The sequence below is a fragment of the Endozoicomonas sp. Mp262 genome, from assembly GCF_025643335.1.
Taxonomy (GTDB): domain Bacteria; phylum Pseudomonadota; class Gammaproteobacteria; order Pseudomonadales; family Endozoicomonadaceae; genus Endonucleibacter.
Genome location: NZ_CP092489.1, coordinates 1,465,970 through 1,492,596 on the forward strand (window position 1 = coordinate 1,465,970; position 26,627 = coordinate 1,492,596).

19 protein-coding genes are annotated in these 26,627 nt (G+C 45.8%); 13 read left to right on the forward strand and 6 right to left on the reverse strand.

What is annotated here, in order from left to right; all coding sequences use genetic code 11:
* Window positions 1-269 precede the first annotated feature (269 nt).
* A complete protein-coding gene (locus MJ595_RS06390) occupies window positions 270-1,670 on the forward strand; it encodes an IS1380 family transposase (protein WP_263322433.1) in 1,401 nt (466 codons plus the stop codon).
* A gap of 355 nt (window positions 1,671-2,025) precedes the next feature.
* Here MJ595_RS06390 and MJ595_RS06395 read toward each other — a convergent pair whose 3' ends face one another.
* On the reverse strand, window positions 2,026-2,772 hold the full coding sequence (locus tag MJ595_RS06395; protein ID WP_263081602.1) for an FKBP-type peptidyl-prolyl cis-trans isomerase: 747 nt from the start codon (window positions 2,770-2,772) through the stop codon (window positions 2,026-2,028).
* Between the two features lie 335 nt (window positions 2,773-3,107).
* Between MJ595_RS06395 and MJ595_RS06400 the strand changes: the two genes are divergently transcribed.
* Both MJ595_RS06400 and MJ595_RS06405 read left to right on the forward strand, forming a co-directional pair.
* Window positions 3,108-3,587 carry a hypothetical protein gene (locus tag MJ595_RS06400; protein ID WP_263081603.1) on the forward strand — a complete coding sequence of 160 codons (480 nt, stop codon included), beginning with the start codon at window positions 3,108-3,110 and terminating at the stop codon, window positions 3,585-3,587.
* 246 nt (window positions 3,588-3,833) lie between these two features.
* Entirely contained in the window at window positions 3,834-5,762 is a 1,929-nt protein-coding gene (locus MJ595_RS06405) for an ATP-binding cassette domain-containing protein (RefSeq protein ID WP_263081604.1), read from the forward strand.
* A gap of 144 nt (window positions 5,763-5,906) precedes the next feature.
* Here the strand turns inward: MJ595_RS06405 and MJ595_RS06410 are convergent, their stop codons facing one another.
* Window positions 5,907-6,158 carry a cell division protein ZapB gene (locus tag MJ595_RS06410; protein ID WP_263081605.1) on the reverse strand — a complete coding sequence of 84 codons (252 nt, stop codon included), beginning with the start codon at window positions 6,156-6,158 and terminating at the stop codon, window positions 5,907-5,909.
* A 311-nt stretch (window positions 6,159-6,469) separates the two neighbouring features.
* On the opposite strand from MJ595_RS06410, the gene MJ595_RS06415 reads away from it, so the two are divergent.
* The 6 genes from MJ595_RS06415 (at window position 6,470) to MJ595_RS06440 (ending at window position 12,210) form a co-directional block, all read left to right on the forward strand.
* Complete coding sequence (locus tag MJ595_RS06415) at window positions 6,470-6,706, forward strand: hypothetical protein (RefSeq protein WP_263081606.1); 237 nt, start codon at window positions 6,470-6,472, stop codon at window positions 6,704-6,706.
* 140 nt (window positions 6,707-6,846) lie between these two features.
* Window positions 6,847-8,004 (forward strand): homoserine O-acetyltransferase, encoded by a 1,158-nt coding sequence (locus MJ595_RS06420; RefSeq protein ID WP_263081607.1) that lies wholly within the window; start codon window positions 6,847-6,849, stop codon window positions 8,002-8,004.
* On the forward strand, window positions 7,991-8,599 hold the full coding sequence (gene metW / locus MJ595_RS06425; protein WP_263081608.1) for a methionine biosynthesis protein MetW: 609 nt from the start codon (window positions 7,991-7,993) through the stop codon (window positions 8,597-8,599). Before MJ595_RS06420 ends, metW begins: the two co-directional genes overlap by 14 nt.
* 74 nt (window positions 8,600-8,673) lie before the next feature.
* Window positions 8,674-9,891 (forward strand): ABC transporter substrate-binding protein, encoded by a 1,218-nt coding sequence (locus tag MJ595_RS06430; protein ID WP_263081609.1) that lies wholly within the window; start codon window positions 8,674-8,676, stop codon window positions 9,889-9,891.
* Between the two features lie 4 nt (window positions 9,892-9,895).
* Window positions 9,896-11,587, forward strand: a complete 1,692-nt coding sequence (locus tag MJ595_RS06435; protein WP_263081610.1) for an ABC transporter permease subunit — start codon at window positions 9,896-9,898, stop codon at window positions 11,585-11,587.
* Window positions 11,587-12,210, forward strand: a complete 624-nt coding sequence (locus MJ595_RS06440; protein ID WP_263081611.1) for an ATP-binding cassette domain-containing protein — start codon at window positions 11,587-11,589, stop codon at window positions 12,208-12,210. Before MJ595_RS06435 ends, MJ595_RS06440 begins: the two co-directional genes overlap by 1 nt.
* Window positions 12,211-12,238: 28 nt before the next feature.
* Here MJ595_RS06440 and MJ595_RS06445 read toward each other — a convergent pair whose 3' ends face one another.
* The 4 genes from MJ595_RS06445 to MJ595_RS06460 all read right to left on the reverse strand — a co-directional run bounded on the left by MJ595_RS06445 (window position 12,239) and on the right by MJ595_RS06460 (window position 18,329).
* Window positions 12,239-14,050 carry a hypothetical protein gene (locus MJ595_RS06445; RefSeq protein ID WP_263081612.1) on the reverse strand — a complete coding sequence of 604 codons (1,812 nt, stop codon included), beginning with the start codon at window positions 14,048-14,050 and terminating at the stop codon, window positions 12,239-12,241.
* 57 nt (window positions 14,051-14,107) lie between these two features.
* Window positions 14,108-15,739, reverse strand: a complete 1,632-nt coding sequence (gene pckA, locus MJ595_RS06450; protein ID WP_263081613.1) for a phosphoenolpyruvate carboxykinase (ATP) — start codon at window positions 15,737-15,739, stop codon at window positions 14,108-14,110.
* Window positions 15,740-16,030: 291 nt separating this feature from the next.
* Window positions 16,031-16,900 carry an Hsp33 family molecular chaperone HslO gene (gene hslO / locus MJ595_RS06455; protein ID WP_263081614.1) on the reverse strand — a complete coding sequence of 290 codons (870 nt, stop codon included), beginning with the start codon at window positions 16,898-16,900 and terminating at the stop codon, window positions 16,031-16,033.
* A 130-nt stretch (window positions 16,901-17,030) separates the two neighbouring features.
* Complete coding sequence (locus tag MJ595_RS06460; RefSeq protein ID WP_263081615.1) at window positions 17,031-18,329, reverse strand: TolC family outer membrane protein; 1,299 nt, start codon at window positions 18,327-18,329, stop codon at window positions 17,031-17,033.
* Between the two features lie 265 nt (window positions 18,330-18,594).
* Here MJ595_RS06460 and MJ595_RS06465 point away from each other — a divergent pair, with 265 nt between their 5' ends.
* The 4 genes from MJ595_RS06465 (at window position 18,595) to MJ595_RS06480 (ending at window position 26,626) form a co-directional block, all read left to right on the forward strand.
* A complete protein-coding gene (locus MJ595_RS06465) occupies window positions 18,595-18,972 on the forward strand; it encodes a response regulator (RefSeq protein ID WP_263081616.1) in 378 nt (125 codons plus the stop codon).
* Between the two features lie 72 nt (window positions 18,973-19,044).
* A complete protein-coding gene (locus MJ595_RS06470) occupies window positions 19,045-19,590 on the forward strand; it encodes a chemotaxis protein CheW (protein WP_263081617.1) in 546 nt (181 codons plus the stop codon).
* A 71-nt stretch (window positions 19,591-19,661) separates the two neighbouring features.
* Complete coding sequence (locus tag MJ595_RS06475) at window positions 19,662-21,698, forward strand: methyl-accepting chemotaxis protein (protein ID WP_263081618.1); 2,037 nt, start codon at window positions 19,662-19,664, stop codon at window positions 21,696-21,698.
* 65 nt (window positions 21,699-21,763) lie between these two features.
* Window positions 21,764-26,626: a response regulator gene (locus MJ595_RS06480; protein WP_263081619.1), complete on the forward strand. Its 4,863-nt coding sequence runs from the start codon at window positions 21,764-21,766 to the stop codon at window positions 26,624-26,626.
* Window position 26,627 lies beyond the last annotated feature (1 nt).

Genomic DNA, 26,627 nt, shown 5'->3' on the forward strand with positions numbered 1-26,627 from the left:
AGTGCCTGCTCATTCAGCGAAGCTGTTTATGAAGTGCGACTTGCCCAGGCCTATCAACTAGTGCTGCCAAGCGTTGACAGGTATACACCCCATTCATCCTGAGCTTGTCGAAGGAGAGGGTCTCCGCACTTCAACAGGCTCAATGCGGCCGGGGTGTGATTCTAAACACTAGCCCGGATATTTCATAAATAAAGGCAAGTTCCGTCCAATCTGTTGGTACGATTGGATTGACAAAAAAATGCTTCGGAAAAAGCAAACCGGAACTTGCCATGACCCAATCTACACAAGAGCAGCTTCGCTTTCATCCTTCAAATGGTAAAACTATCCGTGCGGACTTCAATGGTGGAGAGTTATCTTCAGATTTTGGGGCTCTGCTGTTACGGGAAACCATATTGCATAGCGGACTTATTTCCAGACTGACCCAGGCCATTGATGACAAGCGTCACCCATCCTACATTGACCACTCTCTGCAAAACCTCCTGGTTCAGCGAATTTTGCAAATGGCTTGCGGTTATGAGGATGCCAACGACAGCAACCGCCTCCGTAAAGACCCCATGTTAAAGCTGGCTACCGGACGAAACCCTTTGGATGATGATAACCACCTGGCTTCATCTCCCACCTACACACGGCTCGGGAAGTCCATGCGGCGCAAAGATATCTATCAAATGGCTGAAGCATTTGTGCATCATTTTATCGCCAGTTATGACTTGCCACCTATGGCTATCGTGATCGATCTTGATCACACACCGGCCATTACCCACGGATCGCAGCAAATGAATTTGTTTAATGCCAAATATCAGGACTACTGTTATCTGCCTTTGCTGATTTTTGAAGGTCTCAGTGGCAAGCTGATTACTGCCATCCTCCGTCCAGGCAAAACGCCAACAGGCAGGGAAAATGCCGCTATTATCAAGCGTGTCATCAAGCTTATCCGTAAACGGTGGCCAAAAACCCATTTGCTGGTGCGCGGGGATAGCCACTTTGCTCAACCTGAGTTAATGCATGTTGTTCAGGCTAATACTCATGCTGATTATGTGCTGGGTAAAGGTGCCGGTCACAAGACGGCCTTACGCCCTAAAGCCAAAGAGTTGCTAGATGAGGCTCGTCGAGCTTTCAAGGTTAAAACAGCCTTAGCCAAGTTGAACGATATGCCTGAGCCAGAACGACTCAGGCTGTACGGTGAGGCCGAGTATCAGGCTAAAAGCTGGAAAGGGCTCGATACCCGGATAATCTATAAGGCAGAGGTTAACGAGAAAGGCGACAATCCCCGCTTTATTGTCACCTCAATCAAAGAGGCTTCCCCAGAGGTGATTTATGAGGATCTGTACTGCCCAAGAGGGCAGGATGAGAATTTCATTAAGCACCTGAAAAGTGATCTGTCCGGTGACAGACTGTCAGACCAGACCTTTCTGGCCAATCACTTGAGACTGTTTTATGCCTGTGCGGCTTACGTTCTGCATTACGAGCTGAGAACCAAGGCTTTGAAAGGAACGGAACTGGAGAAAGCCCAGCCATCAACGGTAATCACAAAACTCTGCAAAGTAGCGGTTAAGGTGGTTGAGTACAAGGATCGGATCAAACTGCACCTACCCAGCAGCTGCCCATTCAAGAAGCTTTTGCAGCATGTAACAGAGATATTTTATCAAATGCCGTTGCCTCGGCCTGGGTAGCAGCCTCCACAACGCTTAGCCCGCCTAAATAATAACCAGATGAGAGACGTTTGGAGTATTCATTCGGCCTAAAAAAGCAGAATTGATCGTTAAATGTTCAGATTGGTGTAGTCGGAGCCTGAAGACCTTTAGTCACAGAGTGATAAAACAGCAGCCCCCACAGAAAAGTCAAAATTGAATGGACAGCCTGCTGCTTTATGAAATATCCGGGCTAGGCTGCACCAGTTTTTTCCAACCGGGCTCGGTTTGACTTGCAAAAAATCATGAGCAGGCTCTTATACCAATGGCTTCCTGTAATCAGTACATGGCTGCAAGTTCACAGCCATGAATAGTGAGCTGTATTAGTTTTAATCAGCTACCCTTGCTGCCTTCCCTTTTTCTCCACCTTTTCCTGGTCATCTGCTCTTTCTTTTTTCACCTCTAGCAACTCGACCTTAAACACCAGCACCTCATTCGGTCCGATTCTGCCGGGAATACCTCCAGGGCCATAAGCCAGATCAGATGGAATATACAACTCCCATTTGGAACCCTGGGACATCAATTTTAAACCTTCAGTCCAGCCACGAATCACCTGGTTCAAACGGAAAGTAGCTGGTTGCCCCCGGTCATATGAACTATCAAATATCTTTTCATCCAATAGTCGACCTTCATAATGAACAACCACCTCATCAGTCTCAGCTGGTTTTGCTCCTTTGCCCTCAGAAAGTACTCTATATTGGAGACCGCTTTCCAGTGTTTTCACCCCTGTTTTTTTAGCATTATCCTTAAGGAAGGCTTGCCCTTTTTCAAGATTTTTACTCGCTTCCTCAAGAAGTTTTTGTTGTTGTTTCTTCTCAAGATCCTGGCGAGCTTTTTCTATCAACTGGAACATTTCCTGACGTTCGAGCTTTATTTTCTTGTCACTCAAAACATCCTTTATCCCCAAAAAAAGCGCATCGGCATTCACGCCATCAAACTGCTTTAACTGCTCAGCCATTACCACACCAAGACTATAGCTAAGCTTATCACTATCGGTTTTTAATGGCATATCAGGCTGAGTATCTGCCATTAACTGCATTGAGCAGGACATAAGGGCCACGCCAACAAGCGCTTTAAGTTTCATTCAACTCTCTCTTACTTTCAAAATTAATTTTCTGAAGGGAAAAACATTCTATTAGCCTCCCATACTTCTGTAAATATATAAAGATGACAACCCCTTACCACCTTTAAAGTGAAAAAAAATGCTTTTTTTTACCTCATAAATCTTATAATGAAGTGTCGTCTGTTGTTGATTTTTTAGCTGAGTCATGTGTATTTTTAAAAAAAAAATCAAGGAATTTCGCAAAAAAATTTGCAGTAACTGAATAAGCACTCTATTTTTCTATTAAAACTGGGTATAAATTATCCAGCTTTAATAATCAGAAGTATGACTTCTAGAAGCAATGATGAGGGACGACCATGCCAGCACCAAGGAAGAGCGCTGCAAAAAAACCAGCAGCTAAAAAGAAAGCCGTAGCTAAAAAAAGCAGTACCAGAAAAGTAGATCCAGTTAAGAAGTTTGAACAGGCAGTAGCCAAGCTTCAGAAAGAACTGGATAAGGCCAAAAAGAGTGTAGCATCCACTACTAAAAAACTTGCTGCCGCTAAAGCCTCTCTGAAGAAAGCTATGGCTGCCGCCAAGAAAAAAGCAGCTGCTGCTAAAAAGAAGGCCGCAAAGAAGAAGTCTCCTGCCAAGAAGACGGCCGCTAAAAAAAGAGTAGTTAAGAAGAAAGCACCTGCCAAAAAAGCAGCTGCCAAAAAGAAGGCACCCGCCAAAAAAGCAACCGCCAAAAAGAAAGTAGTCAAGAAAAAGGCACCTGCTAAAAAGGCAACTGCCAAGTGGAAAGCTCCGGCTAAAAAGAAAATGGCCAAGAAAAAAACTCCAGCTAAGAAAAAATAGCCAGGCAAATTCTTTGCATAGGCTAGATTTAAGCTAAAGAGTTATCAGTACCAACGTCAATAAGGGCACCAGGTAATCTTACCCGGTGCCCTTATCTATTCTGAAAAGCTCCCATCTAATGATTCCCCTTCGCCCCCAAGGCACTTGTCAGACTTATACCAATTTACCGCAACCACACCACTGCATGGATGCAGGCTACAAGTATCCCCCCCTTTATTCAGCTCCAAAATAATACCAATTCTATGAATGCATCGTTTAGTTATAATGCCTCCCATGATCATATTAAACTCAGTAAACATGCTCAGAGATGGCAAACTCTTACTGGAGGATGCCTCTGTTACTATTCATTCTGGCCAGCACCTGGGCCTGGTGGGAGCCAATGGGGCAGGAAAGTCGAGTCTGATGGCTCTTCTCACCGGAGAGCTTGAACCGGATACCGGTGAAATCACCGTATCTCCAGGGCGGGGCATTGCCCATATGTCACAAGAAATCCTGGCCCTGGATAAAACAGCCATAGATTATGTTCTTGATGGCGATCGGCAGTTAAGAACCATTGAAAACTTGTTAGAAGCAGCAGAACAAAATGGACGCCATGAAAAAATAGCAGAACTTCATGACCAGTACGCCACAGCAGACGGCTATACATCAAGATCCAGAGCCGAGCAGTTGTTAGTTGGGCTGGGTTTTTCTCACTCAGACATGGAACGCAATGTCAGAAGTTATTCCGGCGGCTGGCGCATGCGCCTTAACCTGGCAAGAACACTCATGTGTCCATCAGATATCATGCTGCTGGATGAACCTACAAACCACCTGGATCTTGATGCTATAGTCTGGCTGGAAGGCTATTTAAAAAAATTTCAGGGTACGTTGCTGATTATTTCCCACGATCGGGACTTTCTTGACTCAGTGACCGATACCACCCTTCATATTGAAAACAGACGTTTACATATATACCGTGGAGGCTACTCTGCCTTTGAGAAACTCCGCGCAGAAAGGCTTGCGCAGCAACAGGTTGTTTATGAAAAACAACAACAGCAAAAAGCCCATATGGAGCATTTTGTAGAACGCTTTAGAGCCAAGGCCACCAAGGCAAGGCAAGCACAAAGCCGGCTAAAAGCACTGATGAAACTGGAAGAACTGGCACCTGCTCACGTCAACTCACCCTTTTCTTTCAGCTTTCCAGAATCTGATAAAACATCATCACCTTTACTAGTACTCGATAACAGCTGTTTGGGCTATGGTGAACAGACTCTACTGAAGGCCAAACTGAACGTATTACCAGGAAACCGAATTGGCCTGCTTGGTTCAAACGGTGCAGGAAAATCAACATTAATCAAAAGCCTTGCGGGAGATATTCCACTCGTATCCGGACTACGACAACCTGGCGAACATCTTAAAATTGGTTATTTTGCCCAACACCAGCTCGAAAGCCTGGACCCCAAAGCTAGCCCTTTGCTGCATTTACAACGGCTCTCCAAAGATGCTCGTGAGCAAGAGCTGCGAAACTTCTTGGGAGGGTTTGGCTTTCATGGCGACAAAGCCCTGGAGGAGGTGAATGGTTTTTCCGGTGGAGAGAAAGCAAGGCTTGCTTTAGCTATCATTGCCTGGCAAAAGCCTAATTTACTGCTGCTGGATGAACCCACAAACCATCTGGATTTGGAAATGCGTCATGCTCTGACTATTGCTTTGCAGTCATTCTCTGGCGCAATGATTCTGGTATCCCACGACAGAAATCTTATCCGGAATACAACAGACCAGCTACTTTTAGTTCATGGCGGTCGTTTAAACGAATACCCCGGAGACCTTGACGATTATAGTGATTGGCTAACCCAGCAACGGAACCCCGAAAAAAAAACCGACACAGCAGAAAGCAAACCTGCCGAAAACTCAGCCCAGGCAAGAAAAGAGCAAAAGCGGCTAGAGGCAGAAAAACGCAAGGCTCTCCGACCTTTAAAGTTAAAAGTCGAAAAAATGGAGCAAAAAATAGAGTTATCCCAAAACAAGCTATCGGAGATAGAAGAGCTACTTGCAAACCCCGCACTGTATGACAGTAGTAATAAAGATAAGCTCAAAACTCTACTTGCAAAACAAAGCCATCTGAAAAAGGACCTTGCTGAAGCAGAAGAGTGCTGGATGGAACTGGAAGAGGAGTGGGAGCTTTTAACAAACTCATAAGCAAAACCATTTTGTAGCGATTAAATACAAAACCGCACACACGGTCTGCACAGGACACTAGCCCAGCGTCGTTACAAGCTCATTCTCCGCTGGGCTATGAACCATCAGCAGCCAATAGCCAAAAGATAAAACCGGATAACTGTTTTAAACGGCAGCCTCTTCCAACTGATTCTCTAGCTCAATACTCTCGTCCTCTTCAGCAACGCTATCAAGTTTACCCAATATTGAGCTAACTTTATCATTCCATGTGCCAAGCTCATGTTTAAGCTTCGCGTTCTCTTCTTCTAGCTGGGTGTTGGCCACTCTAAGCTCCTCAAGCTCCATCCTGGAAAGTTCCAGTTTGTCGATGAGATTTTGTAGCCTGGATTCCAGTTGGCCTAGTGATTCTATGGACATGGCAGACTCTTGTAACCCGTTTTTAGTTGACGATATTCATCTATTCCAAACGATACGATAGCACATTGTGTGGGTTCTGTTGACCTAATATAAGTTCGGGTAACATCAAAAATGCAGCAGCTATACTAATCAATATCACCATGGATACATTGTTAAAGATGCACGTTTAATTAGCTTCAGGGTTGTTGATGCTTTGCTGTAATAGCCATTCCTCAAGCCATACAGAGCGATATGCACCAGCCTGCAGAACAGCACCGGATAGTTTTTGAGCAATTTACACAGGGGCAATTGATTGCCTCAAGGAGTTTTGCATGAGCGAGACACTGCTGCCCTACGCAAGAATTATATCTGCATTAAATGTCGAGGATGAGGCTCTTAGGGCTTTTTGTGTGTCCCTGATTTACAATCAAACTGTTGATGAATATATTTCACAGCGACACCTGCGTTTCTGTTCCCAGCAAATCGAAGGGACTTTTTTTAGCCACTTACTCGCATTAACAGAACTGGCCTTAGATAGCTGTGGTTTCCTGGGCGGTCAATTTTCATAAACCGGACATTGACGGCTGACAAGACTGGCTATTGCCGATACACTCTTTCCACAAATTAAACAGCTATTAGCTGGCCTCCCAAAAAGGCAAAACTATAAAAACAACTGCTTAAAAAGCTGTAAAAATGGAACAGGATGTTTATGCCGGATGTCACCCCTGCTAACTCTGTTGGTCTCGTCAGCCCCCAAATAATTTGCTTTAAACAGTCATTGCTTTTGCAGTGTGGACAGGTTTTAGCTCCATTCCAGTTAATGGTAGAAACTTATGGAACCCTGAATCAGCAGGCGAGTAATGCCGTATTAGTCTGTCATGCCCTCAGTGGAAATCACCATGCCGCAGGGTACCACTCCATTAATGATCAAAAAGCCGGATGGTGGGATAACTGCATTGGCCCGGGTAAACCGATAGATACCAATCATTTTTTTGTGGTATCGCTTAATAATCTTGGCGGGTGTCATGGCAGTACAGGCCCTACCAGTTTAAACCCTGAAACCGGAGAACCGTGGGGAGCAAGCTTTCCCATGGTGACTGTTGAAGACTGGGTAAAAAGCCAGGCTTTACTGGCCGACTACTTCAATATAAAAGTGTGGGCTGCCGTTATTGGTGGAAGCCTGGGTGGAATGCAGGCACTGCAATGGGCAATCAGCTATCCGGAACAGGTAAAGCATACGGTGGTGATTGCTTCAGCGGCAAAATTATCCGCCCAAAACATCGCATTTAATGAAGTGGCCCGACAAGCTATTATGACTGATGCAAGTTTTACCGATGGTGATTACCTTGCAAAAAAAACAACCCCGGGAAAAGGGCTGGGACTGGCAAGAATGATCGGCCATATTACTTATCTATCAGATGATGCCATGGGTAAAAAATTTGGCCGGGAGAGGAGAAGTGAAGATTTAAATTTTGATTTTGGCGCCGAATTCCAGGTTGAGAGCTATCTCCATCATCAAGCACAGACTTTTTCAAAAACCTTTGATGCCAATACCTACCTGCTCATGACCCGGGCGCTGGATTATTTCGACCCTGCCGCCTCCTTTGACGATGACCTTGCCAAAGCCCTTTCACACTGCTCAAGCCAATTCCTGGTGATATCATTCAGCACAGACTGGCGCTTTTCCCCTGCCCGATCCAAAGAAATTGTTACTGCCCTTATCGACTCTGGCAAAAATGTTTCTTACCTGGACATTGATGCACCACAAGGCCATGATGCATTCCTGATCAATATTCCCCGATATATTAATGGGCTGTCGACGTATATGCAGCGAGTAGCCAGGGAGTGCACTGATGGAAAGGGCTGATTTTACTATTTTAGAATCCTGGATAGCACCCCATAGCCGAATACTGGATCTGGCCTGCGGTGACGGAGTATTACTCAACAAGCTCATTCAGAACAAGCACGTTTCAGGCTATGGACTGGAGATCAATGCAGAAAATATCAAACGTTGCCTTGAGTCAGGCGTCAACGTTATTGAGCATAATCTTGATCAGGGGCTGAGTCACCTGAAAGACAACAGTTTCGATACAGTTATTATGACCCAGGCACTACAGGCCATGCGATACCCCCACCGGGTTCTTGATGAGATGCTACGAGTGGGCAAAGAATGTATCGTTACTTTTCCAAATTTTGGCCATTGGCAATGCCGGCTTCAGCTATTAGTTAATGGCAGAATGCCCGTGTCAAAATTCATGCCCTATACCTGGTTTGATACACCTAATATTCACTTTTGTACATTCCGGGATTTTGAGATTCTGTGCCGCCAAAAAAAACTAAAAATACTCCGTCGTTTGGTTGTTGATCAGTCTCACAAAGGAGGTTGGCAAATGCGGATATTTCCAAACCTGATGGGCAAGGTTGCCATTTATCATCTTACCAGGACGAGTTCGGAAACCTGACCAAGAATAGCTATTGACATTAACCGTCACTTTGCAACAGCCTAGCTTTATTTTTTCACCAAAAACAGCTAACCATGAAAAAACTATGGAGGAACAGGCATAAGCTGATGCTATCAGCTTTGCTAATCATCGCGGCATTTGCCTCAAACTCGTGGGCCTGGGCAGAAAACTGGGAAGCCGTTGTTAAAGAGGCCAAAGGCCAGACGGTTTATTTCAATGCCTGGGGCGGTAGCGAACAAATTAACGATTATATTCGCTGGGCAAGCAATCAGGTTAAACAACGTTATGACATTACCCTGAAGCACGTAAAAGTTGATGATATAGCAAGTATTGTCAGCCGGGTACTATCCGAGAAAACAGCGGGACGACTTGAAAATGGAACCGTAGATCTTATCTGGATTAATGGTGAAAACTTTAAGTCCATGAAAGACAACCGACTGCTATACGGCCCATTTTCCAATAATTTACCCTCAATGCGTTTTATTAATCCCAAGGATAAACCAACGACAGTCATTGATTTTGGAGAACCGGTGGAAGGGTTTGAAGCACCCTGGGGAATGGCTCAACTGGTGTTTATATACGACAGTAGTCTAATCTCAAACCCACCGAAAAGCGCCTCGGAACTGCTCGTTTTTGCCAAACAACACCCTGGCAGGGTGACCTATCCACTGCCTCCCGATTTCGTCGGTACAACTTTCCTGAAACAATTATTATACGAACTGCTCAAGAAGCCTGAAGCCCTGCTTCACCCGGTCAATAAGGAAGAGTTTGATCGATTAACCCAACCTCTCTGGGCCTATCTTGACCAGCTTCATCCTCTGTTGTGGCGCAAAGGAAAAAGCTTTCCAAGAAACAATATGGCAATGACGCCACTACTGGATGATGGTGAAATAGCATTGTCCATGACCTTTAATCCGGCATATGCAAGCGCTGCGATAAAGAATGGAGAATTGGCCAAGACTGTCCGAACCTACGTTCATAAAAGTGGAACCTTGGGCAACACCCATTTCCTTGCCATCCCCTTTAACAGCTCTGCCAAGGCTGCTGCCCAGGTAACAGTTAACTTCCTATTATCCCCTGAGGCCCAGTTAAGAAAATCTAACCCCGGTATCTGGGGAGATCCCACTGTTCTTACCATGGGGTTACTGCCTCCATCCCACCAGGACAAGTTCAACAAGTTGCCTCAAGGCGCCGCTACATTGAATTCAGCGCAGCTCGGCATAGCACTTCCTGAGCCACATAACTCCTGGGTTTCTGCTCTCGAAAAAGCCTGGTTACAACGTTATCGGTAATCCTGTGAATTTATCAAAACCTATTGCCACTAGCCTGTATGTGGGGGTGGCCGCTTTTTTTTTGCTAAGCGTCATGGCAGGGCTCATCGGCATAATTCCACCAGCCTTTGGATTTTTTCCTGCTTTAGGTTTCCACAAGCTGAGCCTGTCTTCCTGGACTCAGTTACTCCACACCCCTGGATTTTTCAAAATGGCAGGGCTCTCTCTGTGGGTCGGAATATCATCCACCGTACTCTCTCTTTTTCTGGCGCTTGGCACCATCAGCAGCGCCTGGAATAAAGCCAGCTGGAATAGAATCACCCACTGGCTATCTCCTCTTTTAGCTATTCCCCATATCGCACTGGCATTCGGCCTGGCCTTTTTAATCATGCCCAGCGGTATTCTTACTCGTGTTATTGCCCTATTAGCAGGTTGGGGAGCACCACCTGACTGGAATACCGTTAAAGACCCGATGGGAATCAGTTTGATCATGCTACTGGTGATAAAGGAAACCCCTTTTCTTATCTTTGTATTAATCAACGCCCTGCAGGAATTGCCCATCAACAGACTACTGGGTATAGGCCAAAGCCTGGGCTATACCCCATGGTCATGCTGGGTAAAACTGATATGGCCACGCCTATACCCAATGATCAGGCTTCCGGTTTTTATTGTTCTTTCCTACTCCCTGTCTGTTGTGGATATTCCTTTAATTCTGGGGCCTGATACCCCCCCGCTGTTTTCGGTACAAGTGCTTTACTGGCTTCAGGATCCGGATCTGTCCCAGCAGCTTCCTGCTGCGGCAGGAAGTATTACGCTATTTCTTCTGGTTAGCCTCGCAATTGGCATCTTCTGGGTAGTGGAAAAGCTTGTCAGTTGTTTTGGAAAGTCCTGGCTCACTTTTGGCCACAGGGGATATGCTTTTAATGTGCTCCCCTTTTTATTTCTGAATACCTGGCGAGGCCTGTTGGTGTTATTTTCTGGTGCCTTAATTGCTCTGCTAATCTGGTCTTTTGTCTGGCGATGGCGCTTTCCTTCCCTTTGGCCAACACAGATAACCCTCAGAAACTGGCAAAATGCCTGGCCTCAGCTGGCAGAACCGGTAATAAATACGCTTGTCATTGGTCTCATATCGGCAAGCCTTGGAGTATTGCTGTCGATATTTATGCTGGAATCTGGCAATAAGTTTTGTTCCAGGATAAAACCCTATCTGGAAAAAACCCTGTTTATCCCCATGTTGCTGCCACAGCTAAGCTTCTTGTTCGGTATCCAAATTCTGATGCTAAAAGGCAACCTGGATGGTTATTTGTGGTCAGTGATTCTGATCCATCTGTTATTTGTATTTCCCTATTGCTACCTAAGCCTTGCAGGCCCATGGAATCACTATGATGAACGGCACACTACCCTGGCCCTCCTGCTAACTCACTCAAGGCTAAAGGCATTTTGGAACATCAAGCTGCCGATGCTCTGGAAGCCCATTATGGCAAGCCTGTCCCTGGGCTTTGCCGTCAGTGTTGCCCAATATCTGCCAACATTATTTGCCGGGGCAGGACGTATTACCACAATTACGACGGAGGCCGTCAGCCTGGCTGGCGGAAATAATCGACGGTTAACCAGTGTATACGGACTCGTACAGATGCTATTGCCCATGATTGTTTATATGCTGGCTATGCTTTCCGCCCGCTGGTCACTGCTTAAGCTGAGGAAGAGATTGGTCTAGTGCCCCTAACACTCAAACACGTCACTTTAACCGTGGCAGGAAACACGCTCATTAAAGACCTGAACCTGGAGGTCTTCCCCGGATCAGTACTTGCCCTGATGGGTTCCAGTGGCTGTGGCAAATCCTCTCTTCTAAGTTATATTGCCGGCACCATCAGCCAGGCATTTAAATGCCGCGGGGAAGTTTGGCTTGGCCACACCAAGATTAGCACTCTTCCCATACATAAAAGGCACGTCGGCATACAGTTTCAGGATCACCTGTTATTCCCGCATATGACGGTAGGAGAGAATCTGGCCTTTGGCATACCATCGGGCTATGGCCGAAAAGAACGCAAAAGAAGGGTAATGCATGCCCTGGGCTCCTGCGACATGGCTAACTTTAGCCACCATGACCCGGCAACACTGTCCGGAGGACAAAAAGCCCGAATTAGCCTGATGAGAACCCTGCTATCAGAGCCGAAGGCTCTGCTATTAGACGAACCTTTTTCAAAGCTTGATCCAAACCTGAAAAAAAGTTTCAGAGAGTTTGTCATTCAACAAATAACATCCAGAGCGGTGCCCACAATCATGGTGACCCATGATGCTGATGATACTCTAAATGCCAATCAGGTAATCCAGCTATAATGCTGGATTACTTTTTAATAAACACCATTTATTGATCTTTTTCATTCCGATTTTCCATTATTGCTTTCAAAGCACCCATTCGCTGTGGAGCGACTTGTTCTGCGTAAACCTTCACGGCAATTTTTTCAACATCCTTATCTGATAAGATTATTCCCATTTTCGCATTAGCAATATCTGCCGGTGAAGGTCTTCTGCCTTTCTTAACCTTATCCTGAAGCTTTATTTTAGCTTCGAGTTGAGCCTCTTTTGTATGTTTCTCCAGTTCACGCAAACACTTTTGTTTAAATTCATCATACTGACCTGGCTCCATACAATGGGCAGGGATTTCAGGAATAGCCCCTTCCTTAGCCCTGATTTTAGAACTTAAACCATCTTGGCTGTCAAAGTCAGCCTTAACTTTATCGGGTAAAGCATCAAATTTATCTCCCTCAGGGAAATAGGCTTTTAATCGCTCTTTAGCAAAATTAAGCACTGGTTTTTTATCCAATAGTTGCAAAATATCTGAGGCCATTTCACTAGTGAATAGTCCTTTATATTCTGTTGAACCCAAATATAGAATAAGCGCTTCATCAACAAACTCTTCAGCGTAGTATTCATTACCACCATTAATCGACATCAAGTAATCATTCAGCGATTGTTTGAACGATGAAAAAGATAAACTTCTCCTTATTGCCATCAGCCACTTTGGATTAATAGTCGCATCAAGCAAATCAACTCTATGCTCTGAAGGCTCATCATCACTATCTTGTAGCTCTTGCTCGTAAAGTCGAACCACTTCACTGTCTGTAAGAGTCATAATGCCGCCCTGCTTTTTATCAAACCTAAAGACCACCTGATCCTGATCCGTCATAGTCCTTACCTCTGCGACACCAGGCTCCACAGGTGGTGCTTGCAACTTCTTTATGGCCTTTAATAAAACAGCAACATCCCTATCTGTTACCTTTACTTTCCAATGGGAATATTTTTCACCAAAATAAATTTTATATGCCTGGTCTACCACTGATTTATCAAATAACTGGCCTAATGCATCTTTAAATGTTTTATTGGCGTAAACTCTAGGACAGACTTTAGCAACCACCCGTTTTACAAAAGACTTATCATCCACTTTAAGCTGCCTTGACTGTGGATCAAAATAAACAGGCTTTTTCAAATAGGCTCTTTGGGCTTGATCGACACCACCAAATGCCGGCATGGCAGCAGCCCATGGATCATCATTTTTTTTAATAAAATCAACAAGCTTTTTAACATGACTTTCAACCCTAACGGCAATGCTATCGAGTTCGATAGCCAATGACTGATGATCCTTAGTACTTTTCCAGCGGCTTTCTAATTCTGAAGCTGTAGCTTCCAGGTAGTCTGCTTCCCGCTGTTTTCTACGGGGACAACCCTCTAATGTCGATATAGCCATTCTTATTTCTTCCAAGTCTTTAAGAAATAACTCAGCTTGACCATTATGCTCAACAGCACCTCGTTGTTTAAATGCCAATACATGCCTTTTAAAACTTTCCAGTGAATCATCTATATCCCGCAATGGCTCTTGATTTCCATCGGCAGGATGCTTTCTCGTATGACTGGAAACAGCTTCCTCTTCAGCTTCAGGTAATTGTTGATACCTTACTGATTCTTCCTTTTTAAATAGCGATATAAACCACTGACCAATGCCTTTATCTTTTTTTCCTGTATCCCGGATTCTTAGCTCTGCTGAAAGTAAAGCGTCTTGCTCCTTAACTGTATGCCCACTAAAACGGCCTGATTCACCTCTTTCTTTCATCGATTCTTCAGGCACATATGAAACAAAACTGGCCTGTCTTTTTCCCTGGACATCCTTGTCACCGGACATAATAGCTTACCTTTTTATTGATGGGTGTTGGGGGAGCTCCCCCAACCCGGAAAGATTCTAGTCAAGTTGAGGGCCCGCACTCACCAATGCTTTGCCTTCCTGAGTGTCCGTAAACTTCTCAAAATTAGTGATAAAGCGATCTGCCAAGTCTCTGGCCTTACGCTCCCAATCTCTTCGGTCTTCATAGGTTTCCTGCGGGTTCAGAATATTTGCATTCACCCCGGGCACTTCTTGGGGAACATGAAGACCAAAGTAAGGCAGAACTTTTGTCTCCGATTTATCAATGGAGCCATCCAGAATACTATCAATAATAGCGCGGGTAGCATCAATTGAAATACGCTGACCCGTACCATTCCAGCCCGTATTAACCAAATAAGCGGTAGCGCCACTGGCCTCCATTCGCTTAACCAGCTCATGGGCATACTTGGTGGGGTGCAATGTCAAAAATGCAGCCCCGAAACAGGAAGAAAATGTTGGTGTAGGCTCTGTTACCCCCCGCTCTGTGCCTGCCAGTTTGGCGGTAAAGCCGGATAAAAAGTGGTATTTTGTCTGTTCTGGCGTTAAACGTGATACCGGTGGTAATACGCCAAAGGCATCCGCTGTTAAGAAAATAACCTTTTTAGCATGCCCGGCCTTCGATACGGGTTTAACAATATTATCAATGTGATAAATAGGATATGAAACGCGCGTGTTCTCGGTTTTTGAGCCATCATCAAAATCAATTTTACCATCGGCACTCACTGTGACATTTTCCAGTAAGGCATCCCGGCGGATGGCTGCATAAATATCCGGTTCGCTTTCCTTATTTAACTTGATGGTTTTGGCGTAACAGCCCCCCTCAAAGTTAAAGACACCATCATCATCCCAGCCGTGTTCATCATCACCAATCAATGCCCGTTTGGGATCAGCTGACAAGGTTGTTTTTCCGGTACCAGACAAGCCGAAGAATATGGCAACATCGCCCTCTTTACCCACATTGGCTGAACAGTGCATGGACGCAATACCTTTACGGGGTAAAAGGTAGTTCATCATGGAGAACATCCCTTTTTTCATTTCTCCCCCATACCAGGTTCCCCCAATTAACTGCACGTGCTCGGTCAAGTTAAAGGCAACGAAATTCTCGGAGTTTAGTCCCTGCTCTTGCCACTGGGGGTTAGTGCACCGGGCTCCATTCATTACCACAAAGTCCGGTTCAAATGTAACAAGCTCTTCCGACATGGGCCGGATAAACATATTTTTTACAAAATGAGCCTGCCATGCCACTTCTGTAATAAAGCGAACCTTAAGCCGTGTTTCTTCATTAGCTCCACAATAGCCGTCAATGATAAACAATCGCTTACCTGAAAGCTGGCGGGTGACAAGCTGCTTGAGGTGAGCCCAAATCTCTGTAGAGATGGCTTTATTATCATTTTTACCCTGATCAGCCCACCATATTGAGTCCTGGGTAGACTCATCCTTAACAATATACTTATCCTTCGGCGAACGTCCGGTGAATACTCCGGTATCAACAGCGACGGCACCCAGCTCCGTAACAAACCCTCTTTCATATCCTTCGAGACCAGGCCTGGTTTCTTCTTCAAAGAGCTGTTCGTAAGACGGATTATAAACAACTTCACGAATGTTACTTATTCCCAGCTTGGCCAAGGCTTCCACTTTCTGCCCGACATGTGCACTAACTTGACTTGTCACAAGAGCTCTCCTGGTTTTCTGACTGTTATTAGTGAAGATTTATCGCGCTATGTTAACCGTTGTTGTATATCTAATGGTAGGTTTTCAATAGCGATATCAGAACTCATAGAAAATAAAACTACAGTGTTACCTGCTAAATAGCGTTGCCTGAAGTCAAGGATTATCAACTAGGGGGGAACAGGAAATAGAAGCCATACTATTACCCATTACACTCCCTGCGACATCCCCCCAAACGCCCATAATGAATGCTCATCACCCTAAGGATTCGAGCATATACCAATCATAGCTGATTCAGTGCAAATACCCTTCATGCCCATTGAATATATCAATCACATCATCCGGACTAAAAACGTACTGCTGGTTGCAAAACTGACAGTCCATGGCTATCTGTCCCTGTTCGCGAATAACAGAGTCCGCTTCATCCTTGCCAATGCTGTGAATTATCTGTGCACTTCTCTTTCGGGAACAGTTACATTGAAAAACCACCGGCTCACTGTCAAAAAGCCTTACTTGTTCTTCGTGGTATAAACGACTAAGCAGGGATTCTGACTCTAAACTCAGCAGTTCATTATCTGAAACCGTATTGGTTAACAAACACAGTCTTGACCAGGTTTCCTCTCGCAGCTTTTTAGAAGATTCTTTACTGGCAGGCAGTGCCTGAAGCAACATGCCGGCAGCTTTATAGCCGTCACTGGCCAACCATATCCGGGTAGAAAGCTGTTCAGATTGGGCAAAGTAATGTTCAAGACACTCTGAAAGCGTAGGATAAGTCAAGGGTACGATGCCTTGATAGCGCTGGCCTTTATCAGGATCTATGGTAATAACCAGCTGCCCCTGGCCAATAAGCTTTTCAATACCCCCCTCTTCACAGTCTCCAGAAAAACGTGCCAGAGCCCGGAAAGATTTTCTCTCTGTACACTCAACCATTAACAGAGAAAGAGGACCCGTGCCTTTAACCTGCAAACTCATTAATCCGCTAAATTTTAAGGTGGTACTCAGCAATACAGAAGCGGCTACCAGCTCACCTAATAATCGCTTTACCGGTAAGGGGTAATCATGAGCAGCCAGCGCATCCTCAAAGGATGCCTGGAGACATACCCGCTCTCCACGTATATCGGTGTTTTCAAAAATAAAGCGTTGTACAGAATCGGTAGTACTCATCAATTTTCTTCAGGGCTTGCGAAAAGGTTTGGATTATAGCCATTCTGAAGTGAGTTCACAGGTGTTGCTTTTACGATTGGATTTTACCACTTGAGGAATGGGAATAAGAAATAGTGCAGGAGTTAATTCTCTATTTTTCAGAGTCAGTTGACCACTGACGCCCCCAGTTTAAACCAAATGCGTTGAGCAAATTACCAGAAGCTGACAGAACACGGTATCGGGAGTAGGTCTCCTGGTAGATGGCCTGGGTCAGACTCTTGCTGGACTGAAATAATTCATTCTCCGTATCCAGCAGGTCCAACAAAGTACGCTTGCCGATGAAAAACTGCTCGCGATAGGCTTCAACTGTTTTCTTGCTGGCCTCTTCATGCTGGTGCAAATACTGCATCTGCTCCCCTAAAAAGCGATAGCTGTCCCAGGCCAGCCGAAGTTTCTCCTCAATAGTGCGTGTCAGCCGGTCTTTTTGCGAACGCTTTTCCTCCGCTCGATAGGCACTTTCCTTAATTTGAGATAAATCGGAGCCGCCCCTGAAAAGGTTGTAGCGAAGCCTTGCCATCACTTGCAAGTCCTGCGTGGTATTTAACTGGCCATCGGCGTTGGTTTTCCAGCTCTGCTCAACATCCACATCAAGGGATGGGAAAAAGCGACTCTTTTGCGCTTTATAATCGGCTTCTTCGGCCATAACCTCGTAGTGTGTCGCCAATATCGCCGGGTGCTCTCTTAAAGTTTCGGGAAGGAGGCTCTCAATGGTTTCAGGCAAGACCATATTTTCAATATCTGGCATAACAGGCTCCACCGGCATGGATCCTACCAAGGCAAAATATTCACTTTGGGCATCAGCAAGGTTATTTTTTGCATTAATAACATTGGCATTAGCCCGTGCCCTGCGGCCTTCAATTTGGGCTAAATCAGAACTTCTGGCCAACCCTTGCTCTGCTCTCTTTCTAACCTGTTGATAAATATCATCATGCAGCTTCAGGTTATCTTCAGCCAGTTCTAATAGTTCCGAGTGCTCTAATACTTTCAGATAGGCACTGGTTATTTTTAATGCCAACTCCTCCAGGGTAGCCCCCAGTCGATAGGTTTCAGCAACAGAGATATGCCGTGCCTGGGCTACCTTCTGCAGTGTATTGAATCCGGCAAAGATACTTTGTTTAAGGGCCACTGAGCCTTCTTTTCTGGTATAGCTTTTATCGTGGGAGGCATCCCTTCGCCCGGGGGGAAGCAGTCGCTTTTGGCCACCAATACTTGCACTGACATCAAGGCTAGGTAAATACCCGGAAAGGGCTATATCCACCTTTTCACGCTCAGCATTGATTACACTTAAACCCGCCTTGGCTTCAGGGTGATTATTCAAAGCGTCCTTCACCACTTCTTTCAGACTTTGAGACCATGAAGAAGTACTCAGGCTAATACAGCTGTAAGCCATAAGTCCAATAATGATTGGCTTGGGGCTAAGCATTTTTATCCCTTATAAAGCCAGCAAATACTGGTATTGCATCGGCCTGAACACCCTGTTCTTTAGGGGCTGTTGAGGTTTTATTCTGGTCATACCAGCTATTTCTATGATAAAAAAATAACATGGCAATTCGTTCTCCAAGCGCTAAATATGGCCAATAAAAAAGACTGGAGCCGACGTTGTTCTTGACAACAAGATGTTAGAGGCTGTTTAAAAACTGGATAAGGGGGAATAAATGGCTGAAATTCTGGTTATTGATGACTCTCCAACAGAGTTATATCAGTTGACTGGGCTTTTAAAGAAGCATGGATACACTGTGCTTACCGCTAATAATGGTGCCGACGGCATTGCCCTGTGCCGGACAGAGAAACCCAGCGCCGTCATCATGGATGTTGTCATGCCTGGAGTGAATGGCTTTCAGGCTACCCGGCAACTATCCAGAGATCCTTTAACCCGACATATTCCTGTTATCATTGTCACAACAAAAGACCAGGATACGGATATAACCTGGGGAATAAGACAGGGAGCCAAAGAGTACTTGACCAAGCCTGTCAATGAAAAGGCATTAATTAAAACCCTAAGCAGTTTATTAGAGACGGATTTAGTTGAATAACAGTATCTAAAAAGGGTTAAAAAATAAAAATACCAAAGAGCACACTTGCTAATATTCCCAGGAAAGCCACCCATGGAAACGTCCCCTTCTCATCCCTTTGATGAATTGGTTGCCATAGAAAAGCAGGTCATGCAGTTTTCCACACCTTTTCCGGCAATAGAAACAACATCTAATCAATGGAGTGGGGTGAGTTTTATCTTGAATAACCATCATTTTGTCGTCGATTTCCGGGAAATACTGGAAATTCTATCAATACCAGATATGACACCACTGCCAGATGTCCAGGACTGGGTTAAAGGGATTGCCAATATTCGGGGACGTATAGTTCCCATCGTAGACCTTGGCGACTTCCTGGGACGAGATAGCCCTCTCAGTACCGGCAGGAGAAAGACACTACTGGTTGAACATAAAGAAACGCCGCTGGGATTAATTGTTGATGAGGTCCAGGGTATGATGAAATTCTCGGGACTCAAGGATGAAAAAGATGTTCCTGGTGAACTGAAATCAGCTTATCGGCCATTTGTAACCGGTTGTTTTTTTCGAGATATCCATCACCTGGTATTTTGTACCCGACGGTTATTAAGCAGTCACCGGTTTCTCAGGGCGGCCAGAGGTTAAATACCTGGAAAAACCTATTACCCAAAAAGCAACTTCGGCATCTATTGACTTCATAATCAGGGATAAGAACAATGAAGAGTCAAGCTATCAGCCTAACCCAGCCCCCCAAAAAAACTGGCTCAAATATAACCTCAATACTATTATTACTGCTCTCTGCAATTACCTTGGTCACAGCTTTTCTCTACTTTGATCAACAAGTTAGCCATGAGCAAAAGCTAATTAATGAAGCCAGTGAGTTAAAGGTTTTATCACAGAAAATTGTAAAAAATACTAACGAAGCCCTATCGGGTAAAGCAGAAGCCTTTAGCATGTTAAAAGAGCTTAGTGCTGAACTGGATACCCGGTTGGACGAATTAAAGCAGCCACCTTCATCACTATTACCTCTTGGTAATAGCATCACCCCCCATCAGATCCAGACCCTGGATGCATCCTGGACAGCCCTCAAATTAGAAATAGAGAACATCCTTGCCGCGGAAGCGCCAATACTGTCCCTACACGGCATCGCCAGTACACTTAAAGAAACCATCCCTCAATTGCAGTTGGAATATGATGAAATAGTCGAAATCCTGCTAGAAAACAATACAGCCGCTGATCAAATAGCCCTTGCCCAGCGCCAACCCTGGCTGGCAGAGCGCATTATCACCAGCCTGACCGGTATTCTGGAAGGCAGTGATGATTCCATTCTGGCGGCAGATACCATTGGCCGGGATACAGAGCTTTTCAGCCGGGTACTAACCGGAATGACCAATGGTAATGTAGCTATGGGTCTCAAACAGGTCACCAATGAAGAAGCCATTGACCGCCTGGTTGAAGTCACCGATCTTTTTACCCTTGTCACCGGCAGTGTCAATGAAGTATTGGAAAAATCACCGGAGCTATTCCAGGCCAGGGTATCAGCTAACCAGATTTTCACGGACTCACAACAGCTTCTACAGCAAGCCTCCGTTCTTGCCAATATTCACACATCAAATTCAGAAAACCGGTTTACCTATCAGGCTATTTTCATTGCTGGCATCGTTACGGCAGTGATTTTTCTGCTCCTGGTCATCATTGCAGCCAAGCGCGAAATACGGAAGCAACTTGAAAAAACACAGGCAGAAAATAAGGCAAACCAGGCGGCCATTGTACGGTTACTGGATGAAATGGAAGAGCTGGCCAATGGCAATCTTGCGGTCAGTGCAACAGTCACAGACGACTTCACCGGCGCTATTGCCGATTCCATCAACTACGCCATAGAACAGCTGAGAGTACTGGTAAAAACCATTAACCACACGGCGGTAGAAGTGGATAATGCGGCTCAAAAAAGCCAGTCCACCGCCCATGAGCTGGCAGAGGCCACGGAACATCAGGCCACTGAAATTAATACCGCAACCCAGTCCATCAATGACATGGCCCTTTCCATCGATAAGATTTCAGCCAATGCCACTGAGTCAGCAACGGTGGCAAAACGCTCCCTGGAAATAGCCGCCAAGGGGACTCATGTCGTAAGAAATACAATGGACGGAATGAATACCATACGGGAGCAGATACAGGATAGCTCCAAGAGGCTTAAACGGCTGGGCGAATCCTCTCAGGAAATAGGGGATATTATCTCGCTGATCAATGATATCGCCGATCAAACCAATATTCTTTCACTTAACGCATCCATCCAGGCATCAATGGCTGGAGAGGCAGGACGGGGTTTTGCTGTTGTTGCAGATGAAATACAAAAACTGTCTGAAAGAGTATCTGCGGCAACAAAGCAGGTTGAAGCATTGGTTTCCACTATCCAGACCGATACCAATGAGGCTGTTCTTTCCATGGAGCAAACCACCAGTGAAGTGGTCAATGGTGCAAAACTTGCCCAAAATGCCGGCATCGCCCTGGAAGAAATTGAACAGGTATCCAACACCCTGGCCAACCTGATTCACAATATCTCAGAGACAGCCAAAACCCAGGCTAACTCTGCGGCCCAGATTTCCAGCAGGATGAAGACCATTAGAGATATCACCATACAGACATCTTCCGGCACCAATGCCACTGCCGGTTCCATCGGCAATTTGGCTGAAATGGCTTTAGAGATGCGAAAAACCGTTTCAGGATTCAAACTGCAAGAACTCGAAAATTAAAACTGTCTTTTCCATACAAGGCTGGTGATGGCTATGTCCAGCCTGGGGGGTAGCGGGAGTGATCTATGGCTGAGTACAAGGACGATCTAGAAAAAAAACAAACGGAAGTGGATGTCAGGCAGTCACTTTCAGCGATCAGGCAGGCACTGGAAACTTACCTGGACTCTCCTAAAGAAAAAAAACGTCTGGCTATCTCCCAGGATCGGCTTCATGAAGTGCTGAGCCCACTGAAGCAACTGAAGCCAGTCACCACCCGACGGCTTGCAGAAGAAATTCTGGAAACAGCAAGTGCCCTGATTAATAACCAGACAACCAATGCCCAGTTTGCCACTGAAACGCTTATTCAGGGCATAACGCAACTCTCTAACCTGATTGGTAAACCCGCTTCCCCTCCTGAAGCGTTAATAGAACTGCTGAATGCCCTGCGCACTGCCCGCCACCAGCCCCCCCTTTCAGCGCTGGATTTGTTCGACCCTGTTATCAGGAACAGCATCCCCCCCCTGGAAAAAGAGCAGCTTGACCATCTCATTAAGTCCGGTGCAATCAAGGTATTCAAGAAAATTCGTCAGAAATACCAGATATGCCTGACCAGCTACCTCCGCAAAAAAGAGCCGGAACAAAGCCTCAGCTTAATGAATAAGCTTTTTGGCAAGTTGCAGAACCTGACCTGGGGATCACCTTCCTCAGTCTTATGGGATGCCAGCGCTGCGCTGGTTCAGGGACTTATGGAGCAATCCATTCCTTCATCGGATAAGGGCAATAGCCTGCTCAAAGCACTGGATTTCCAGCTTAAACAGCTTATTGAAAGCAATGGCTTGGAGGTTAATTACCCACCAAGTCCGTCTCTATTGAAAGACGTGCTATACCTGATCAGCGGGGCCGATAGCACCAACAAGCTGATTCTGGCCCAAAAAAAACGTTATCAGCTTGAACAGGTTTTCACGGGTATCCCGGGGGTGGAATCCAGAAAGCAGCCATCTTCGAAATCACCGAAGAACATCAGTCAAAAACACACGGCAACCCCCTCAGACAAAGCTCCATTTGTACTAAAAGAGCTACACAAACTATCTATTCTCGAAGCCCAGACTGAGCTGAACCATACCAGAAACGCCATTGATGACTTTCTCAGCCACCAGAGAAATATCGAGTTCTTAAGCAATGTTCCCACATTACTGGAAAGCGTCAGGGACACACTGAATATAACGCTGCTAACCAAATATGCTTCATTGGCTGATAAGGTAGCGCAGTACATTAGGGGATCATGGCTAGAGTCACGGAAACGGCCGCCTGAGCATGTGCTGACCCGTATTTCCCATTGCCTGAATGCCATAGATAACTCCCTTAAACGCCTCTATAAAGGCAATGCACAAGCGGCAGAGCACTCCTTTGACCAGGCATCCACGCTTGCTGACCAGCTAGTTTCTTCTGAAATAGAAGCCAACTCCCGGTCACTGGAAAGCATGGCATTTGAAGACCTGGAAGTCATTGTTGAAGAAGAGCCAGAAATTCTGCCAACCCCCAAATCAGAAATATCAACAGAACAGGCCAGTAATAAAAAAGAACTGACTTTTCAGTTCTCAGCTCAAGATCATGCCAACAATAACCCCGTTATTCAGGCCGACAAAAATAAAACAACAGAGACAAGTGAATTAAAAGAGATTGCCAGAACAGCACCTTTTGAAGAGACAGCCCATTTTATTCATAACGAGCTGAAAAGCAGCATAGTCATCTGGCAAGGCCAACGTGACCACCCTGATACACAAAAAATCATACGTGACTGGTTTTATACCCTTAAAGAACAAGCCAGAACCAGCGATGCCAATGTGATTGGCGAATTAGCCTCAGCTGTGGAAAATATGCTCAACCGGCTACTTTCCGGGGCCATTAAACCGGGTGACAGCATGCTATCCCTGGTGACCCATGTTACCCATATGCTACCTGACCTGATTGGCGATTATTGCTCTGACAGTCAGCTATTAACAGCTGAAGTGCTGCTGTTTATGGAACAGGCCGACGACCTGGCCCGGGGTGAGGCATTTTTTGCACCGGAAGAACTGGCAAGCCTTGAATCTCTTGAGGATGTACCGGAAGAAGTCCATCAAGCACAGCCTGAAGCGAAAGTAAGTAAGCCTGTGCCTATTCCCTCTGGTTTACTCCAGTCCGGAGAGCTGGATGTATTATTGGATGCCGACACCTATCTGGAAAGATGGTCAATATCCATTGCCTCAAGAGAACTGCAGCTCTTTAAAAAAGAGTTAAAAATACTGGGAGAAAAGGCCTCTGAAGCCAACATAGCGCCCCTTTCCCTGCTCTGTAACGTTCTGCTGGATGTGTGCAATTATCTTGGCAACCATGAAAGCACCTTACCAAAAGCACTGGCTCACCCACTTCATAAAGGGTTTGATGCACTAGTGAATATCCTGAACCAGGCTGCCGCCAGACAGACTATTGATTCGGTGGACTCAGTATTCAGTTCAATCCGGGATGCCCTGAAATCGCTGTTAAAGCAAAAAACCGAACCGAGCCTCAAGAGCACAGGAGATATAGAGCTTATCCGCCTGTTTCTTGAAGAAGCGCAGGAGATCACCGACAACTGCTCTACTGCCTTAAATAGCTGGCTTCGGCAGGGTAATGGCAGTCAGGCCCTGGGTGAACTCCAACGCAATCTCCATACCCTGAAAGGTGGAGCACGAATGGTGGGCTTTAATGGCCTGGCTGATATTAGCCATGCCATTGAGAGTGTCTATGAAACCATTACCGCGGGTTATCGCTCTCCATCAGAAGCACCTCTGGGATTACTGCAAAAGTCCCACGATCATATTGAAATCATGCTCCAGGCCATCAGCCGTGGCTTGCCCTGCCCACCGGCACAGAATTTTATCAGCCTGCTTGAGCAATGGTGTGAGGGCCCTGATTCACTTCAAAAACCTGAATCGAACCCAAACATCGATCTGCCTGATTATCTTGGCAAGCCGTCTTCATTAACAGCCTTATCTGATCAGTTCATTCAGGGGCAGGAACCGTCCCACACCAACGATGAAGTGCCTCTCGCTGTCAGCCAGAAAGATGGCATACAGTTCCTGCCATCCACGGGTATCAGCGCGTTTTCCAAAGAAAAAGTACGAGTCTCACAGGAACTTTTGGAGCAACTGATTACCCTTTCCGGAGAATCCAATGTCCACCGTTCCCAGGTAGAGCAGCAAATTCACAACATCGCTCATGCCCTGGGGGAAATGGATAGCACCACCCTCAGGCTTAAAGAACAGCTTCGCCGGCTTGATATGGAAACCCACGGGCAAATTTTATCAAGGCATCAGCAGAAAGCCGATGAAAACCCGGAGTTTGACCCACTGGAAATGGATCAGTACTCAGAACTGACCCAGCTTTCCAGCGCACTATCAGAATCTGCATCCGACCTGATAGACCTGGGACAATCAATACAGGATCAGAACAACAACGCCAGTACCTTACTTCAGCAACAGGCCAGGGCATTAACCCAACTACAGAAGCAACTGTCTGAAACACCCATGGTGCCCTTTGAACGACTATTACCCAGAATAAGGAAAACCACCGATCAAGTGTCCGGTGAGCTGAATAAACCCGTTGAGTTACATATAAACAGCGCTGAAAGCAAAATCGACCGGACAACACTGGAAAAAATTCAGGCGCCCCTTGAACATATCATTAGAAACGCCATAAACCACGGCATTGAAAATAGCATTGATGACCGAATAAAGGCTGGCAAGCCAGAGGCCGGTCAAATCACCCTGAAATTTTTCAATACCAGTACTCACTCTATTCTGGAAGTCAGTGATGATGGCCAGGGTATTGATCTTAATGCCGTCAGGGAAAAGGCCATAGAAAAAGGCATCATAGCCAAAGATGCCCAACTTGCTCACTCTGAACTGCTCCGCCTGATTCTGGCACCCGGCCTCTCCACTGCCAATAAAATCACCCAGATGTCTGGCCGGGGCGTCGGCCTGGATGTTGTCAGTAGCGAAATCAGTGAACTCGGCGGAAATATTAAAATAACCAGCCAACCGGGGCAGGGCACAGGGTTCAGTATACACCTGCCCATTCGCTCACCTATTGGCAGGGCATTATTGGTTCAGCAAAGTGACCGCCTTTACGCAATTCCCATGCAGTCCATTGATGGGCTGGCGATGGTTAGTCCTACGGAACTCCTGGCCTGCTATAAGGAAGAAAAAGGACTCGAATATGCTGGTATAAAACACCGGCTTATTTCATTCAACAGACTCCTTGGCAACAGAACTACCCGGGTTAAGACAGAACATGGCCCAGTTATTATTTTACAGCGGGGCGGTGAAAATTTTGCCCTCCATATTGATGCTATTTATGGAGGCAGGGAAATTATAACCCAACCCCTTGGCCCGCAGTTTGAGGAATTGTCCGGTGTTAATGGTGCAACCATTTTGGCAGATGGTTCTGTGGTTATAGTTATTGAACCCTTGGCCCTGATCAAAAAACACTATTCCCCACTGGCAAAAACAGATGCCGGTGAACTGGTGTCAGAAGATACCAATAAGACCAACACCTCAACCATTCTGATTGTGGATGATTCCATTACCATGCGTAAAGTGACATCCCGCCTTCTTGCCCGTAATGGTTATGAAGTGAGTTCTGCAAAAGATGGCACTGATGCCTTGCGTATAATCTCCGAAAAAAAACCGGACCTTGTTCTGCTGGATATCGAAATGCCAAAAATGGATGGCTTTGAAGTGGCCAGTGCTATTCGTAATGATCCCTCCTGCAAGACGTTGCCCATCATCATGGTGACCTCACGTACCGGGGAAAAGCATAAAGACCGGGCATTCAGCCTGGGTGTTAACGATTATGTGGGCAAGCCTTTCCAGGAAAACATCCTGCTTGAAACCGTTAAAAAACATCTAAGCAAGGCCGGGAGTTAAT